The following is a 16,804-nucleotide window of genomic DNA, read 5'->3' as shown; positions in this document are numbered from 1 at the left end:
AATGGGGTTGTCTGCCACGCAATGCCCGAGGAATGTCCCCACCCCGTCGCGAGAGAGCACACGAACTCCCCATGGCGTCCAGCACTTCGTCCGGTACATACGACATAGGCATCGACCTCGGCACGGCCAACACCCTGGTGTACGCCCGCGGCAAGGGCGTGGTGCTGAACGAGCCGTCCGTCGTCGCGGTCAACGCCTCCGGCGAGGTTATCGCCGTAGGTGCGGAGGCCAAACGGACCATCGGCCGCACGCCGTCCGGCATCACCGCGATGCGCCCCCTCAAGGAAGGCGTCATCGCCGACTTCGACGCCGCCGAGCGGATGCTGCGCGCCCTGATGAAGAAGGCCCTGCCCAGCCGCCGCTTCTCCAGGCCGCGGGTGGTCATCTGCGTCCCCTCCGGCATCACGGGCGTCGAACGGCGCGCCGTCATCGACTCGGCCCGGGGCGCCGGGGCCCGCGAAGTGCACCTCATAGAAGAGCCGATGGCCGCCGCGATCGGCGCCGGCCTTCCGGTGGACGAGCCGGTCGGCTGCATGGTGGTGGACATCGGCGGCGGCACCACCGAGGTCGCCGTCGTCTCCATGGGCGGCCTGGTCACCTCCCAGTCCCTACGGGTCGCCGGCGACGCGCTGGACGCCGCCATCGCCACCTACATCAAGAAGAAGCACTCACTCGCCATCGGCGAGCGCACCGCCGAGGACATCAAAATCGCCATCGGCTCGGCCGCCTGGACCCCGGTAGACGTCGATGAGGAAGGCGAACCGGAACGCCACACCTCCTACACCGTCCGCGGCCGCGACCACGTCAGCGGCCTGCCCCGGATCCAGGAGATCACCGAGGAGGAGATCCGCGACGCACTGGCCGAACCGGTCGAGGCGATCGTCCGCGCCGTCCACCGCACCCTCGACGAATGCCCCCCGGAGCTCTCCGGCGACATCATCGAACGCGGCATCGCCCTCACCGGCGGCGGCGCTCTCCTCCGCGGCCTGGACCAGCGACTGCGCCAGGAGATGGGCGTCCCCGTCATGGTCGCCGACCAGCCCCTGGACTGCGTGGTCAACGGCACCGCCAAGTGCGTGGACGAATTCGCCACGCTGCACGGGCTGCTGACGGGGGCCAAGGAACAGCCGAGGAGGACGGTGCGGTTGTAGGTGGGGAGTGTTGGTGGCTGTTATAGGCAGGCGGGCTGCCGGCCTCGGCCGTTTTGCCACTCCGGCGTTTTGCCACTCCGGCAAGAATTCTCGCGCTCGCCGTGATGACGCCCCATCATCGTGGCGGAGCGGCCACGATGGCTCTGATGGCTACGGTCCCTGACGATCCGTTGCCCCGTGCCGGAGTCATCGGCCATCGGCGATCGGCCATCGGCGATCGAGGGTCGGTAGTCGTGGTCGCCCATCCGCCATGGCTGAAGGCCACCGTCACCACTGCCACCGTCACCACTGCCACCAGCGCCGCGAGCCCCAAGAGCGCCGAACTCCCCAGGGAGGATGCATGTCGCAGTCCGCCAAGCCGACGCCCACACCGTCCGACTCCCCGTCCGACTCCCCGTCCGGCCCCTCCACCCCGCCGCCGGACGTCGTCCACCGCTCCGTGGAGGCCCCGGGCGGCCGAATCCACCTGGTGGAGCAGGGCACCGGCCCCCTCGTCCTCATGGTTCACGGCTTCCCCGAGTCGTGGTACTCCTGGCGCCACCAACTCCCCGCGCTCGCCGCCGCCGGCTATCGGGCGGTCGCCATCGACGTACGCGGCTACGGGCGCTCCTCCAAGCCTCGCGAGGTGTCGGCGTACCGGATGCTGGCGCATGTCGCCGACAACGTCGCCGTGCTGCGCGCCCTCGGCGAAGAGACCGCGATCATCGTGGGCCACGACTGGGGCTCACCCATCGCCGCCCATACGGCACTGCTCAGGCCCGACCTCTTCACGGCCGTCGCGCTGCTGAGTGTTCCCTACGCGCCCCGGGGCGGGATCCGGCCCACCGAAGCCTTCGCGCGGCTCGGCGGTACCGAGGAGTTCTACATCAACTACTTCCAGGAGCCGGGCCGGGCGGAGGCGGAGATCGAACCCGATGTCCGTAGTTGGCTCGCGGGCTTCTACGCCGGACTCTCGGGCGACGCGAAGTCACCGTCCGGCCAGGGCCACGTCAACCTCTTCTCCGTGGCCCCGGGCGGCAAACTCTCCGACCGCTTCCCCGCCGACACCACCACCCTGTCCTCCTGGCTCACCGAGGCCGATCTCGACTTCTACGCGGACGAGTTCGAGCGGACCGGCCTGACCGGCGGGCTCAACCGCTACCGCAACGTCGACCGCGACTGGGAAGACCTCGCCGCCTGGGCCGGGGCACCGCTCACCCAGCCCGCGCTCTTCATCGGCGGGGAACACGACGCCCCCACCACCTGGATGGCCGACGCCATCAAGGCGTTCCCCACCACCCTCCCCGGCCTCTCCTCCTCCCACATCCTCGAAGGCTGCGGCCACTGGGTCCAACAGGAACGCCCCGACGAGGTCAACCGCCTCCTCCTCGACTGGCTGCGCTCCTTGCCCGCCCCCCGCGCCTGAAGGAACCGCTAGCCTCTTCGCCCACGCGAGATATAGGCCTCCAGCCCGTCCAGGATGCGCTCCAGGCCGAACTCCCATGCCTGGTCGTGTGAGGTGTCGTCGGCCCCGGTGGACGCGACGGCCGCGCTGACCGCCGGAAAGCGATCGGTGCGACCGACGAGCAGCTCGTTCAGCGCCGCGCTCATGACCTGCTCGGGTTCCTTCGCCCGCGCGCTGTCCAGCCCCATCGAGGCCGACACCTGGGCGATGGCCCGGATATGGCCGTTCACCACGACCACGGCGTCGAGCTGCTCGCCGCCGGTCAGCCCGGTGTCCGCGAGGGCGGCGACGGCGCGTTCCGTCCAGCCGAGTTCGTTGGGCCCCATGACCCGGGGCCCAACGGCCGCGCCCAGAAGCCACGGATGCCGGTGGTACATCGCCGCCAGCGCTTCCGCCCACTCCCGCAACGCGACGCGCCACCACCCGCTGTCGCCCGGCCGTCCGGCGGCGTCCGGCCGTCCGGCGGCGTCCGGCGAAGGCGCGGCCGGCGGCTCGCCCATCGCCATATCGATCATCAGTGCGACCAGTTCGCTCTTGCCCGGCACATAGCGGTACAAGGACATCTTGGTGAAGTCCAGTTCGCCCGCGACCCGCTGCATGGAGACCGCCCCCAGCCCGCCGGCATCGGCGAGGGCGATGGCCGTACGCGTGATCCGCTCCAGGCTCAGCGCCGGCTTGGGGCCACGACTGGGCCGCTCACGCCCGCCCCACAGCAGCTCGACGCTGCCCGCCTGATCCCCGAACACGCTGCTCTTCTCGTCGTCTCCAGCCACCCCCGCATCCTAAAACTGCGTCCGGGGTACACAAAGCAGTGTCCGTCGGATACAGTTTCTCTTGCCGTGATGACGGATCGACGAGGGGAGCGTTCGATGACACGCCAACCGACAACACACCGCACAGTCCTGATCTCCGGCGCCAGCGTTGCCGGCCCCGCCCTGGCCTACTGGCTCAGCCGCTACGGCTGCCGGCCCACCGTGATCGAGGTGGCCCCCGCCCTGCGCGGCGGCGGCTTCGCGGTCGACTTCCGCGGTGCGGCGCAGCTGACGGTCCTGGAACGCATGGGCGTCCTGAACGACATCAAAACCCACAACACCGGCACCGGCACCGCACTGAGCTTCATCAACGGCGAGGGCGACCAATTAGCGGCGCTACCCCCCGAGTTCGCCGCCGGCGAGGTCGAAATACTCCGCTCGGACCTCTCCCGCATCCTCTACGAACACAGCCTGGCCCCGACCGGCGGCGGCCACGCCCCCGAGTACCTCTTCAACGACTCCATCGCCTCCCTCACCCCCACCCCCGAAGGCGTCCATGTCACCTTCGAACGGAGCGCGCCACGCACCTTCGGTCTCGTCGTCGGAGCGGACGGCCTGCACTCCACCGTGCGCCGGCTGGCCTTCGGCCCCGAGAGCGATTTCGTCAGCCACCTCGGCTACTACGTAGCCGCCTGGGACCTGCCCGAGACCGCCGGCGACCTCGCCGCCCGCCCGGTCGGCTACACCGAACCCGGCCGCCTGGCCACCGTCGGCCGCACACCCCGCCGCGCCAACGACACGGGCTACACCGGCGAAGCCTTCTGCGTCTTCGCCTCCGAACATGAACTGCCCTACGAGCGCCGGGACCTCCAGTCCCAGAAGCAGGCAATAGCCCAGGCCTACGAAGGGGCAGGCTGGCGCACACCAGAGCTGATCGAGACCCTGTGGGGCGCCGACAACCTCTACTTCGACTCCATCAGCCGGGCCGACGTCCCGAACTGGTCCACGGGCCGCACGGTGCTCCTCGGCGACGCCGCATACGGCGCCACGGTCGGCGGCATGGGCACCGGCTCAGCCATCATCGGCGCCTACATCCTGGCCGGCGAACTGGCCCTCGCCGACGGCGACCACCACATCGCCTTCGCCCGCTACGAACAAAAACTCCGCCCCTACGTAACCCAGTGCCAACAAGGCGGCCGCGGCACCGGCGAATTCCTGGCCCCCACCACCCAGGAAGCCATAGACGCCCGCAACACCGCCCTGAACGACCCGGCCACCCTCACCACCATGCTGGCCCAGGGCGAAGACATCTCCACAGCCATCACCTTGCCCAACTACCCCTCACCACTCACCAGCCAGCCCCCACCCCACCCCTAGCCCAAACCCCGACAACCACTGACCAACACCCGAGGTGAACCACGAACAAAACAGAACCCAAAGACACGAAGGGCGGGGGCGGGGAGGGGAGGGGAGGGCCCCGGCGCTTGCCAACGGACTCGAACCGACACGTACTCGGTGGACCAGGTGGCGAGAACCTGCGGGAAGACGGTCATGACTTGGCCGCCAAAGGCAGGATCCGGACCGGGTCGCTGACCGACGGGAAGGAGGCGAGACGGCTCGGTGCACGAACATCTTCGTTGTCGTAGGCCCATCCCACGGCAGCGGAGACCACGTAGTCCGCACGGCCGTCCGAGGTCTCCAAGATATGGACACGGTCGCTGCGGCCGACCGTGCCGGTCTCCGCGAGGATGCGGGCGCGCTCCTCAGCTGTGGCGCACCGGATGACGAGGCCGTCGTAGGACATCCCTGTCCGTACCGCCACGACCGGCTTGAAGAGTACGTCGATTCTTGGAGCGTTTTCGGCGAGCTCGCTGCGCAGCAGGAGCTGGCTGTGGCTGACCGGGTGGACCCAGACCTTGAACCTCCGGTCGGACCGGAACAACTCCCGCCCTGGTACGAAGCAATCGTCCTGGTTGAGCCGCGTGTCCGTCTGCATGGGGGGATCCTGCCGGCCTCGACCGAAATCCCCTCGGTGGTGCCTCTGCCTTTCGGTAGAGGCGGATCGCTCGCAAGGCGCAGGGAACCCCCGCACGAAGCCCCTGATAATCGGCGTTATGTCGTCCAGCGCACCACCAACCATTGAGAACCGCCCGCCCCGCAGCCCCTTCGCTGGGCCCGGGGAGCGGGGGCGGCAGTTGTGGCGGGCGGCGATTGAGGCGGTCCTGGCCGGGGCGCTGGTTCTGCTCACCCACACGGGTGAGTCGGATATCGACGTCAGGCTGAAGGTGGGCTGGGCGGCGGTGGTGGTCCTGGGGCTCAACGGCGTCGGGCTGGTGCTGGTGCGGCGCCGGTTCCCGGTGGCCGGTGTGGTCGGGCTGGCGGCGCTGATGGGGGTGGTGCCGTCCGTGGCGATGCTGACCGCGGTGGCCGCCTACACCGCGAGCCGGCAGCTGGAGACGCGGCGGCGGCGTGTCGGCCTGCTGCTCGCGGCGGCCGCCACGGCGATGGTGACCTGCGCGGCGTGCGCGCCCCAAATGGGGCTGGGCAGCCGGTCGTTCGGTCTGGCGCTGGGTGCGGTGCTTGCCGCCACCACGGTCGTCGTGCCCGGGCTGGTCGGCGTCGCCGCGGGGCAGCAGGACCGGCTGCTGCGGGCGTTGCGGGAGCGCGCGGCCGCCGCCGAGGAGGCGCGGCGGCTCGCGGACAGCGAGTCGCGGATGCGTGAGCGGTCGCGTATCGCCGCGGAGATGCACGATCTGGTCGGGCACCGGCTCAGCCTGATCTCCCTGCACGCGGGTGGGCTGGAGATGGCGTTGCTCAAGGAGGCGCCCGAGCTGCGGGACGAGGCTGCTGTGGTGGGTCGCGCCAGTCGTGACGCGATGCAGGAGCTGCGGGAGGTGCTGGGGGTCCTCGGTCCGTTGGGGCGGGACACCGGCACCGATGCGCTGACCGACGCGACGGGCACCCGTGCGGACATCGAGGCGCTGGTCGAGGAGTCGCGCGGCGGCGGCATTCCCGTCGCGTTCTCCTGGGAGGGGCCGGATCTCGACGCTCGGCCGGCCCGGGTGCGGCGGGCGGTGCACCGTGTGGTGCGTGAGTCGCTCACCAACGTTCATCGGTACGCGGCCGGGGCTCATGTGGCCGTGACCGTCCGCCACGCCGACGGGCGGGTGGAGGTAGGGGTGCGCAACGGCGTGCCGCCCGTGCCGCCGACCGCCACGACCGGGCTCGGCACCGGGCGTGGGCTGATCGGGCTGCGGGAGCGGGTGGCGCTGCTCGGCGGCGGCCTGGAGGCGGGCCGGACGCCCGGTGGCGGCTTTACTGTGGCGGCCGACATTCCTGCCGACCCCGGGCCCGGTGCGGAGACGGCGGACGCGGACCCGTACGACAGCAGACCGGCCACCGTCGGCGGGCCGGGCGGCGGGCTCTCGGCCCTCCAGCGGCGCCTGGCCGGTGCCGTCACCGGGCTGCTCGGCCTGGCGGGGGTGGGCATGATGATGCTGTTCGGGCTGATGCTGGTGGTCGACGCGTACGGTCCTGTGTACCGGAGCCCGGAGAAGCCCCGGGTGGGGATGTCGCGGGAGCAGGTGCTGCGGTCCGTGTCCGGTGACGACGATACGGTGCGCGCGGCCGCCGCCGGGCGCGAGCCGCCGCGGCCGGGCTCCGCCACGGACTGTATGTACCCGTGGGGGGCCGGGGAGGCCAAGGGCGGGCGGTTGGAGATCGTCCGTTACTGCTTCCGGTCCGACACTTTGATCGCGATCGACCGTTTCACCGTTCCGATGGTGACGGAAAAGGCGACCGAACCACCCCGTGGGAGAAGGGCGCATGACTGACCAGGCCAACTCCGCCGACTCCGGGGCGGGTTCCGCGATCCGGGTGCTGCTCGCCGACGACGAGGAGATGATCCGGCACGGCGTCCGGCTGATCCTCCGGCACGCCGACGGCATCGAGGTGGTGGCCGAGGCTGTCAACGGTGCCGAGGCCGTCCGGCTCACCGCCGAGCACCGGCCCGATGTGGTGCTCCTCGACATCCGTATGCCCGTACTCGACGGGCTCGCGGCCGTCGAACCGCTGGTCGCCCTCGATCCCGCGCCGCAGGTGGTCATGCTGAGCGGCGGCGGGGCCGGCGCCAGGGCCGCCGCCCCGGAAAGCACGGTGGCCGGGCCGACCGGCCGGGAACGGGAGGTGCTGGTCATGCTGGGGGAGGGGATCTCGAACCCGGAGATCGCCAAGCGGCTCGGCACCGGCGTGGGAACGGTCAAGACCCACGTCGGGTCGATTCTGGAGAAGACGAGGTGTGGCAGCCGGGTCCAGGCGGCACTGCTGGCGCACCAGGCCGGGCTCATGGGCTGAGCACCCGGCCCGGGGCCGCCTGCCCTCCCTTCGGGCGGCTCTCCCTTCGGGCTGCTCTCCCTTCCGGCAGAGGCGCTGTGGTCCGCGAGGACGACACGGCCGCGGCGGGTCTGTCGTTGGGCAGGCGGCGCATTCCCGACCTGAGAGCGACGGATTCGGGGGTGCCCCGCGGCCACGATGGTCGGGAGTTTCACACCCCTTCCAGGAGCACGCATGTCACAGCCCGCCACCCCTGCCCTCGGCCTCAAGGCCCGCTCGGCGTCGCCGCCACCTGCGCGACGGAGCTGACCAAGCTCTACGGCGGAGCTGACCAAGGTCTACGGCGAGGGCGGGACCCGCGTCGTCGCCCTCGCCCCGGTGGCCGCGGAGTTCGGGCGCGGCCGGTTCACTGCGATCACGGGGCCGTCCGGCTCCGGCAAGTCGATGCTGACGCACTGCACGGCGGGGCCCGACTCCCTCTCCGCGGGCTCGGCCCGGATCGGTGACACCGAGCTGTCCGGCCTGAACGACCGGCAGCTCACGGTCCTGCCGTGGGAAGGTCTGCGACCTTCCTGACGCCGGCGCGGCACTGGTGATCGGGGTACGGGCCGCGATCCGGCCGGCCCGCAGGGCGGCACGGCTGAACATGTTGCCCTCGAACCAGCTGAGTTGAGCCGAGCGGCGGTGCTGCCCGCCGTCAACTCCCGTACGCCGTCACCCCATCCGACCCCCTGGCCCCGGACATCAGCGGCCCACGGGCGGGTGAGCGCGCCACGCGGTGGCGTCTCGACCAGCCCTCGAGTACCCGCGCGGCCGACAAGCGGTCGACGCCCAATGGAAAGGAAGAAGGAGATCCGCGTGCCAATCACCGGCAACACACATCGGCGCAGAAGGTCATGGAAACGCTGGGGTACCGGGGCGGTCCTGGCTTGCGCTGCCGCGCTCCTCGCGCTTCCCATGCTTCCGGAGCGGGGCCAGGCAAGTGCGGGATCGGCAGCACCGTCGACCATCACCTGGCGGCCTTGTGCGGGACACCGCAATGCCCAGTGCGGCACGCTGCCCGTCCCCGTTGACTGGGCCGCTCCTGGCAAAACCTTCAAGCTGGAGGTAGCCAGACGAAAGGCCACCAACCCGGCCAAACGCATCGGAGTCCTGCTGGTCAACCCCGGCGGGCCCGGAGGCTCCGGCGTCGACATGGCGCTGGGCAGCCAATTTCCCGCCGAGCTCAGGGAGCGCTTCGACATTGTCGGGTTCGACCCGCGCGGGATAGGTAGGAGCCACCCCATCAAGTGCTCGAAACGGCTGATCGACAATGCCCCGGGCGAACTGCCACGCAATCAGCGTGAATTCGAGCGACTGGTTTCTCACAACCGTGAACTTCGCCAGGACTGCCGCAGGCATAGCGGTCCGCTCTTCGACCACGCCGACACCCTCAGTGTCGTCCGGGACATGGAAGCGCTACGTGCCGCGCTCGGCGAGGAGAAGATCAACTACTTCGGCCATTCCTACGGCACACTCATCGGCCAGCAGTACGCCGAGAAGTTTGGCGGACGTATCCGGAGCATGGTCCTCGACAGCAACATGGACCACAGTCTGCAGACCAAGGACCTGGCCGTCACCGCGGCGGCCGCAGTCGAAGATTCGCTGAAGGAATTCGTGCGGTGGTGCGAGACCACGCCGACGTGCGCCCTTCATGGCCAGAACGTCCTGCTCCGCTGGGACCGCCTGCTGGCAGCGGCTGACCGCGGCGCACTCTACGAGTCCAACGCCCCGGTTTCCGCCGACGACATCATCGGCCGAGCCTACGAAGCCTTCAGCTCCGGCCCACCGGAGTGGCCTCAGCTCGCCAAGTGGTTGACCACCTTGCGCATCGGCAGGCCCCATCCGCAGGGGGACGCACCACGTACCCGTCAGGCCCCCGGAACCGAACCCCATGGCAGAGACGCGGTGTTCTGCCAGGACTGGCAGGCACGCATTCACGACTACCGGGAACTCCACGCCCTCGTTCGTGCCGAGAGGGCCGCCGCACCGCACGCGCGCACCTCTCCCGAAATGCGCGAAGCGATTCTGAGCTGCATCGGCTGGCCGAAGCACGCAAACAATCCGCAGCGTCCCGTGCACATCGGTTCCCACGCACCGGTCATTCTGCTGGCCAACGCCCGCCATGACCCCGTAACCGGATACGCCTGGGCCCGCAACGTACAGAAACAAGCACAGAAGAAGATCCGGCTACTCACGTATGACGGCTGGGGTCACGGCGCCATCGGCACCAAATGCACCATGAACGCCGTGAACAACTACCTGATCCACCGCTCATTGCCGCGGCCTGACGCCGGCTGCCCCGCATCCCAGAATTGATGATGCGGGTCAATTTGACGGTGTAACGGGTGTAACCGGTGTGTCCGGTTGGTCGGAGCAGGGGCGGTCCGCGCGATGTCGGCGGACCGCCCCTCGCGACGTCCAGCCGCTGAACCCCCGTCCGGGGGCATCGGCTCTCTCTTCGGGCACAGCTGTCGGCTCTGTCTTTGGGCAGAGGGGCTGTGGTTCGTGAGGGTGACACGGCCGCGGCGGTTCTGCCGTTGGGCAGGCGGCGTATTCCCGACTTGAGAGCGACGGATTCGGGGGTGTCTCGCGGCCACGATGGTCACGAGTTCCGCACCCCGTCCAGGAGTACCCATGTCGCAGTCTGCCACCGCTACCACCCGCCTCCGCGCCTCCTCCGGCGTCGCCGCCCGCGCGACGGGGCTGAACAAGGTCTACGGCGAGGGCGAGACCCGCGTCGTCGCCCTCGACTCGGTGACCGTGGAGTTCGGCCGCGGCCGGTTCACCGCGATCATGGGGCCTTCCGGCTCCGGCAAGTCGACGCTGATGCACTGCATGGCGGGGCTCGACTCCGTCTCCGGGGGCTCGGCCCGGATCGGTGACACCGAGCTGTCCGGCCTGGGCGACCGTCAGCTCACCACACTCCGCAGGGAGAAGATCGGCTTCGTCTTCCAGGCGTTCAACCTGCTGCCCACGCTGAACGCCCTGGAGAACATCACGCTGCCGATGGACATCGCCGGCCGCAAGCCCGACCAGGAGTGGCTGGAGCTGATCGTGGGGACCGTCGGCCTGGCCGGGCGGCTGCGGCACCGCCCCTCGCAGCTCTCCGGCGGCCAGCAGCAACGTGTCGCCGTGGCCCGCGCGCTGGCCGGGCGTCCGGAGATCGTCTTCGCGGACGAGCCGACCGGCAACCTCGACTCCCGTTCCGGCGCGGAGGTCCTGGGCTTTCTGCGGGATTCCGTACGCGAGTTGGGGCAGACGGTCGTGATGGTCACCCACGACCCGGTGGCCGCCTCCTACGCGGACCGGGTGGTCTTCCTCGCTGACGGGCGGCTCATCGACGATCTGCTCGCCCCCACCCCCGAGACAGTGCTCGACCGCATGCGGCTCTTTGATGCCAAGGGGCGGACGAGCTGACGCGGCCCTTCGGCCCGGCTTCCCCTCCCGTACGGCTTCCCCTCCCGTACGGATTCCCCGTCCCGACCGAGTACTTCCAGGACTGACATACCACCATGCTGCGTACTGCCCTGCGCAACGTCCTTGCGCACAAAGCCCGATTGATCATGACCGCGCTCGCGGTTCTGCTGGGCGTCGCCTTCGTCTCCGGCACCCTCGTCTTCGCCGACACCACCGCGAACGCCTTCCGCAATGCCTCCGCCCAGAGCCTCAAGGGCGTGGCCGTCTCCGTGCGGGCGGAGGAGGCCACCGACACCGATGCGGCGGGAGGCGAGGAAGCCACTGCCACCGATACGGCGGGCGGTGAGGACGGCAGGCGGACCTCCGTCCTCGACAGCGCGCTGGCGCGGAAGATCGGCCGGCTGCCCGGCGTCGCCTCGGTGCGCCCCACCGTCAACGGCGAGGCCACCTTGGCCGCCAAGGACGGCCGCCCGGTCGACGCCGACAACAACGGGCAGAGCCTGGCTACCAACTACCTGCCGGGCAAGGACGGCAAGGACGGCCACTTCCCGCTCAAGGAAGGCCGCGGCCCGGTTGCCGCAGGCGAGCTGGCGCTGGACGCCAGGACCGCCGAGAGGGCCGGCTACCGGATCGGCGACACCGTCCGCTTCGCCATCGACGGGCCCGCCCTGGTCAAGAAGCTGGTCGGCATCGTCTCCAGCGATGACCCACGGGTCACCGCCGGCGGCACCCTCACGCTCTTCGACACCCGGACCGCACAGCAACTGTTCCTCCACCCCGGCCAGTTCGACGAGATCGCGGTCGCGGCCAAAGACGGTACCGACGAGAGCGCGCTGACCGACCAGGTGCAGGTGCTGCTCCCCAAGAAGGGGGCCAGGGCCACCAGCGGCACAGACCTGGCCGCCGAACAGTCCGCCCAGATCGTCAAGAACACCAGGTCCCTCACCAAGACGCTGCTGGTCTTCGCCGGAATCGCGCTGTTCGTCGGCGTGTTCCTCATCGCCAACACCTTCACCATGCTCATCGCCCAGCGCAGCCGCGAGATCGCGCTGATGCGGGCCGTGGGCGCCTCGCGCCGTCAGGTCGTACGCTCCGTCCTCATCGAGGCAGCCCTCCTCGGCCTCGTAGCCTCCGTCGCCGGATTCGCGCTGGGCCTCGGCATCGCCACCGCCATGCGCCCGCTGCTCAACACGACGGGTGCCGGGCTGCCCGACGGACCGCTGGTCATCACGCCCGCAGCCCCGCTGTCGTCACTCGCGGTCGGCGTCCTCGTCACCGTACTGGCCGCCTGGCTGCCGTCGCGCAAGGCCGCGAAGATCGCCCCCGTAGCGGCGCTCAGCAGCGTCGACCAGGCTCCGGCCGCCCGCGCCCTGGTGTTCCGCAACGTGTTCGGCACCCTGCTCACCGGGGCCGGAGTCCTGGTGATGCTCTACGTCTCCACGCTCAGGACCAGCGCCGAATCCAATCTGATGGTCGCGATGCTCGGCTCCGCGCTGACACTCGTCGGCGTGATCGTGCTGGCCCCGCTGCTCTCCCGGCCGCTGATCACCCTGGCCGGCAAGGTCACCACCCGCTTCTTCGGCGTCAGCGGCAAGCTGGCCAAGGAGAACGCGCTGCGCAACCCGCGGCGCACCGCCGCCACCGCATCCGCCCTGATGATCGGGCTCGCCCTGATCACCGGCCTGACCGTCGGCGGGCACTCCGCCCAGCGCGCCATGGCCAACGAAGCCACCCAGGGCCTGGCCGCCGACTACAAGGTCACCAACAGCACCACCCGCGGGCTCGACACGGACGCGGCCGACAAGGTCGCCCGGGTGCCCGGGGTCGCCGCGGCCGCCCCCGTCACCTCGGCGGGGCTCGACACCCGCGGCAGGTACGGCGTGATCACCGGTACGGACCCGAAGGCGTTCGGCAAGGCCGCGCAACTCGACTTCCGCGCCGGCTCGCTGCGCGACATCGGCCCCGGGCGGATCGCGGTCTCCGACGAGTTCGCCGACCAGGCCGGCCTCGGCGTCGGCGACACCATCGACGCCGATATGGCCACCGGAATGGACACCGGCAAGGCCCCGAAGAAGAAGCTGACGGTCGTCGGCATCTACGCCAAGATCCGTGCCGTCGACGACGCGCTGGGCACGCTGACCGACGTGCTCCCGTACGCCGGCTCCAAGCAGCTTGAGAACGTGCTGGTCAAGACCGAGCCCGGCAAGGCTGCGGGCCTTGAGCGGAAGATCCGTGCCGCACTCGGCGACAGCCCGCTGCTGAAGGTCCGAAGCCAGGAGCAGCTCATCAACGAGAACGACGGGTCGATCACCACGGTCCTCAACATGCTGTACGGGCTGCTCGGCATGGCCGTCGTCATCGCGATCCTCGGCGTCGTCAACACCCTGGCCATGTCGGTCTTCGAGCGCACCCGTGAGATCGGCATGCTGCGGGCCATCGGCCTCGACCGCTCCGGGATCAAGCAGATGATCCGGCTGGAGTCGGTGGTGATCTCACTGTTCGGCGCGGTGCTCGGAATCGGCACGGGCATCTTCCTGGCCTGGGCCGGAGGCGGCCTGACGACGTCGTCGATGCAGGAGTACGAGACGGTCCTGCCGTGGGAGCGCCTGGGCACCTTCCTGGCGCTGGCCCTGATGATCGGCGTCCTGGCCGCGATCTGGCCGGCCCGCCGGGCGGCCCGCCTGAACATGCTGCAGTCGATTCAGCCGAGTTGAGCCCTGATCTCAGGGGCGGCATCCTGCCCGCGCTACCCCGCCCGCGCCACCCGATGGCGCCGCGGTCCGCCCCTGAACGGCCCTCCCGAAAAGCCCTCTGCATACCGGCGCGACCGACCGGCGGTCGACGCCCGGGACCTCCCCGACGGCGTGAACGGCTGGGTCGAGGGGCGAGCCAACGGCGGTAGGTACATCGGGTACATCGGGTACATCGTCTACAAGCTCGACTTCAGCGACGGCAACGGCGCCCGAAAGCAGAAGATGGTCCTCATCCCGGCCCGTGTCCTGATCCAGGCACCCGGCAACTCGGTTCCGACGACGTTCGTCAAGCGCCAGGGGTAGCAGCACAACGCCCCTGAACCACCTGGGGTGGCCCCGCGTTCCCGCGGCGGATTTCGCACGCGGCGGGGCCACCCCGCGGGCTGGACGTGCAGCTGACGGCACCTGGGGACGCAGCGGTCGGTAGCGGCCTGGTCCGTGCAATCCGATCCCGCATTTTCCGTCCGCCGGTGCCGCAAGTGCGCTGCCCCATGAGTACACCCGACACTCGCCGGTCCCCACGGAGGAGCGCACGTCGGTGACCGGCCGACGACCCTGCGTCGACACTCTGTCCAATCTTTGAGCTTTCGCCGCCGCGGCGGAACCGCGGCGTTGGTCATCTCATCTCACTGGGCGTCCCGATAGGGGACTTCTGGGCAATAAATGCGATGGGTACCGTTATGCGCGAATTCAGCCGAAGGGGCATGCTCGGACTCGGGGTAGGAGCGGCGGCGGCGCTGTCCGTCGCCGGCTGCTCCTCCTCCGGGTCATCGGGGTCCGGCAAGGTCGGGGCCAAGCCCGGACAGACGGCCAAGGCCAAGCCGATCGGCGACGGCTCGACCGCCTACACGGGCAAGCAGCCGAGCCAGCCGCCCAAGCCGGAGAAGCTGGAGCCCGGCCAGAAGCCGCCCCAGTTCGTGGTCTTCTCCTGGGACGGGGCGGGCGAGGTGGGCAACGGCCTCTTCCCGAGGTTCCGCAAGATCGCCAAAGATCACAACGCCTCGATGACCTTCTTCCTCTCCGGGCTCTATCTGCTGCCCGAGTCGAAGAAGCGCCTGTACCGGCCGCCGAACAACCCCGTCGGCGCCTCCGCGATCGGCTACCTGTCTGATGACCACGTCAAGGAGACGCTGAAGAACCTGCGCGCGGCCTGGCTGGAGGGCCACGAGATAGGCACCCACTTCAACGGCCACTTCTGCGACGGCACCGGCTCGGTCGAGCACTGGACCCCCGCCCAGTGGGACTCCGAGATCGAGCAGGCCATGGACTTCGTCACCAAGTGGCGTACGAACACCGGCTTCACCGACCTCGAACCGCTGCCGTTCGACTACAGCAAGGAGCTCGTCGGCGGCCGCACGCCCTGCCTGAAGGGGCAGAACAACCTGCTGCCGACGGCGAAGAAGCGCGGCTGGCGGTACGACGCCAGCTCCCCCGGCGGCGTCCAGGTCTGGCCCACCAAGAAGCTGGGCCTCTGGGACTTCCCGCTCCAGTCGATGCCGTTCCCCGGCCACTCCTTCCAGGTCCTCTCGATGGACTACAACATCCTGGCCAACCAGTCGAGGAACTCCACCAAGGGCCCGCCGGCCAACTACCCGGCCTGGCGCAAGCAGGCCACCGACGCCTACATAGCCGGCTTCCAGCGGGCGTACGAGACGAACCGGGCCCCCTTCTTCGTCGGCAACCACTTCGAGCAGTGGAACGGCGGCATCTACATGGACGCCGTCGAGGACACGATCAAGCACATCGCCGACGACAAGCACAAGGACGTCCGGATGGTCTCCTTCCGCCAGCTGTGCGACTGGCTCGACGTGCAAGACCCTCAGGTCCTCGCCAACCTGCGCGGGCTCGGCGTCGGGCAGAACTTCACCGGACGCGGCTGACCGCCCCGGAGGGGGCCGACCCACGATGGCGGCGCGCCGAGCGAGCGGCGCGCCCCCGACGGGCCTGGCCACCGCGCGGCAGCAGCCCGCCCCTGCCGGCGCGCCACAGGGGCGACGCCTTGAGCACCTGTTCTCGAAGCCTTGGCAGGTCTAAGCCTCCCCCGCGGGGACACGGGGCTGGCCAGCAGGACGGCGCCGTTGTCGGCCGCGGTCTGCCAGACGGGCCGATGGATGAGGTGGTGGGTGGCCTGCGGGCAGCGGGCGCTGTCGCGGAGCCCGCTCAGCGGGCCTGCTGCGGCCTTCGCGTCGGCGAGCTTGTGACACAGGCCCTTGGCCGGGTCCTCGAACCAGCAGTAGTTCGCCGCGGCCAGGTGCAGCACCGATGCCTTCTGTTTCAGCACCAGCTCGATCTGCCGGTCGGTGACCACCTTCGCCGGGCCCGGCTCGTGATCCTCCAACTCCTCCTCGACGGACCGGAAGAAGGCCAGCAGTGCATCAGCGCCGGGGCCGGCGGGAAGCTGGCCTTGCTGGAACTGGTGGAACGCCTCAAGGGTCCGGGCGCGTTTCTCCGCGGCTTCCGCGGTCTTCCACTCCTGATGGAAGACCGCCTGGGCGCCTCCGGGCCGGGCTGATGGTGCACTCGGGTACTGGAACTATCGGAATGCCTCGGTCACACCCAAGGCTCCTCTCGCGTCCCGTGTGCAAGACGTAGTCCAGATCTGCCCTGAGCGCGCCACGACCACAGTGCCCACCAGGCCTAAGACCGACCCAATTGCAGGGACCACCCGACGGTGATCAGCATGCGTCCTCTGGTCGCACGCTGCGCACCACGCGGTGACAACTCTCTGCTCCACAAGAAGTACAAGTTTCCGCTCGTGTGAGGGGGGGGAGGACGACACGACCGCTGACACTCATGCCCGCTGTCCTGTCGGCTGCTGCCTCTGAGGCCCACTCGCACGACACCCTCGTCACTGGCGGAGGATCACCGCTGTCCGCCCACGAAACTGCGGAAGCAAGGCGGTTGGTTCCCTGA

At 69.8% G+C, this 16,804-nt stretch carries 13 protein-coding genes and 1 pseudogene; 12 read left to right on the top strand and 2 right to left on the bottom strand.

All coding sequences use genetic code 11. The annotated features are described in order from the left end of the window. Nucleotides 1–71 precede the first annotated feature (71 nt). On the top strand, nucleotides 72–1,151 hold the full coding sequence (gene mreB, locus KI385_RS16825; protein WP_238573017.1) for a rod shape-determining protein: 1,080 nt from the start codon (nucleotides 72–74) through the stop codon (nucleotides 1,149–1,151). Nucleotides 1,152–1,491: 340 nt separating this feature from the next. Then, nucleotides 1,492–2,556 carry an alpha/beta fold hydrolase gene (locus tag KI385_RS16820; RefSeq protein WP_238573016.1) on the top strand — a complete coding sequence of 355 codons (1,065 nt, stop codon included), beginning with the start codon at nucleotides 1,492–1,494 and terminating at the stop codon, nucleotides 2,554–2,556. An 8-nt stretch (nucleotides 2,557–2,564) separates the two neighbouring features. Here the strand turns inward: KI385_RS16820 and KI385_RS16815 are convergent, their stop codons facing one another. After that, nucleotides 2,565–3,368: a TetR/AcrR family transcriptional regulator gene (locus tag KI385_RS16815; RefSeq protein ID WP_238573015.1), complete on the bottom strand. Its 804-nt coding sequence runs from the start codon at nucleotides 3,366–3,368 to the stop codon at nucleotides 2,565–2,567. A 96-nt stretch (nucleotides 3,369–3,464) separates the two neighbouring features. Between KI385_RS16815 and KI385_RS16810 the strand changes: the two genes are divergently transcribed. Then, entirely contained in the window at nucleotides 3,465–4,724 is a 1,260-nt protein-coding gene (locus tag KI385_RS16810) for an FAD-dependent monooxygenase (protein WP_238573014.1), read from the top strand. A 172-nt stretch (nucleotides 4,725–4,896) separates the two neighbouring features. Here KI385_RS16810 and KI385_RS16805 read toward each other — a convergent pair whose 3' ends face one another. Further along, nucleotides 4,897–5,343, bottom strand: coding sequence for a hypothetical protein (locus tag KI385_RS16805; RefSeq protein ID WP_238573013.1), 447 nt, complete (start codon nucleotides 5,341–5,343; stop codon nucleotides 4,897–4,899). Between the two features lie 118 nt (nucleotides 5,344–5,461). Here KI385_RS16805 and KI385_RS16800 point away from each other — a divergent pair, with 118 nt between their 5' ends. From KI385_RS16800 to KI385_RS16760, 9 genes and pseudogenes are all read left to right on the top strand, one after another. Then, the gene (locus KI385_RS16800; protein ID WP_238573012.1) at nucleotides 5,462–7,180 is read left to right on the top strand and encodes a sensor histidine kinase; all 1,719 of its coding nucleotides are present in this window, start codon (nucleotides 5,462–5,464) and stop codon (nucleotides 7,178–7,180) included. Next, entirely contained in the window at nucleotides 7,173–7,700 is a 528-nt protein-coding gene (locus tag KI385_RS16795) for a response regulator transcription factor (protein ID WP_238573011.1), read from the top strand. Before KI385_RS16800 ends, KI385_RS16795 begins: the two co-directional genes overlap by 8 nt. 303 nt (nucleotides 7,701–8,003) lie before the next feature. Beyond that, nucleotides 8,004–8,228, top strand: a pseudogene (locus KI385_RS16790) (ATP-binding cassette domain-containing protein); the annotation flags it as partial. Nucleotides 8,229–8,537: 309 nt separating this feature from the next. Next, entirely contained in the window at nucleotides 8,538–10,037 is a 1,500-nt protein-coding gene (locus tag KI385_RS16785; RefSeq protein ID WP_238573010.1) for an alpha/beta fold hydrolase, read from the top strand. 318 nt (nucleotides 10,038–10,355) lie between these two features. Continuing rightward, nucleotides 10,356–11,138, top strand: a complete 783-nt coding sequence (locus tag KI385_RS16780) for an ABC transporter ATP-binding protein (RefSeq protein WP_238573009.1) — start codon at nucleotides 10,356–10,358, stop codon at nucleotides 11,136–11,138. A gap of 95 nt (nucleotides 11,139–11,233) precedes the next feature. Continuing rightward, entirely contained in the window at nucleotides 11,234–13,852 is a 2,619-nt protein-coding gene (locus tag KI385_RS16775; RefSeq protein WP_238573008.1) for an ABC transporter permease, read from the top strand. Nucleotides 13,853–14,002: 150 nt separating this feature from the next. Beyond that, nucleotides 14,003–14,194 carry a hypothetical protein gene (locus KI385_RS16770; protein WP_238573007.1) on the top strand — a complete coding sequence of 64 codons (192 nt, stop codon included), beginning with the start codon at nucleotides 14,003–14,005 and terminating at the stop codon, nucleotides 14,192–14,194. 377 nt (nucleotides 14,195–14,571) lie between these two features. Next, the gene (locus KI385_RS16765) at nucleotides 14,572–15,771 is read left to right on the top strand and encodes a polysaccharide deacetylase family protein (RefSeq protein ID WP_238573006.1); all 1,200 of its coding nucleotides are present in this window, start codon (nucleotides 14,572–14,574) and stop codon (nucleotides 15,769–15,771) included. A 227-nt stretch (nucleotides 15,772–15,998) separates the two neighbouring features. Continuing rightward, complete coding sequence (locus KI385_RS16760) at nucleotides 15,999–16,403, top strand: hypothetical protein (RefSeq protein ID WP_238573005.1); 405 nt, start codon at nucleotides 15,999–16,001, stop codon at nucleotides 16,401–16,403. Nucleotides 16,404–16,804: the final 401 nt, after the last annotated feature.

Source organism: Streptomyces inhibens, assembly GCF_022221585.1.
Lineage (GTDB): Bacteria > Actinomycetota > Actinomycetes > Streptomycetales > Streptomycetaceae > Streptomyces > Streptomyces inhibens.
The sequence above is the reverse complement of the archived record's forward strand: the minus strand, read 5'-3'. Positions and strand labels throughout refer to the sequence as shown.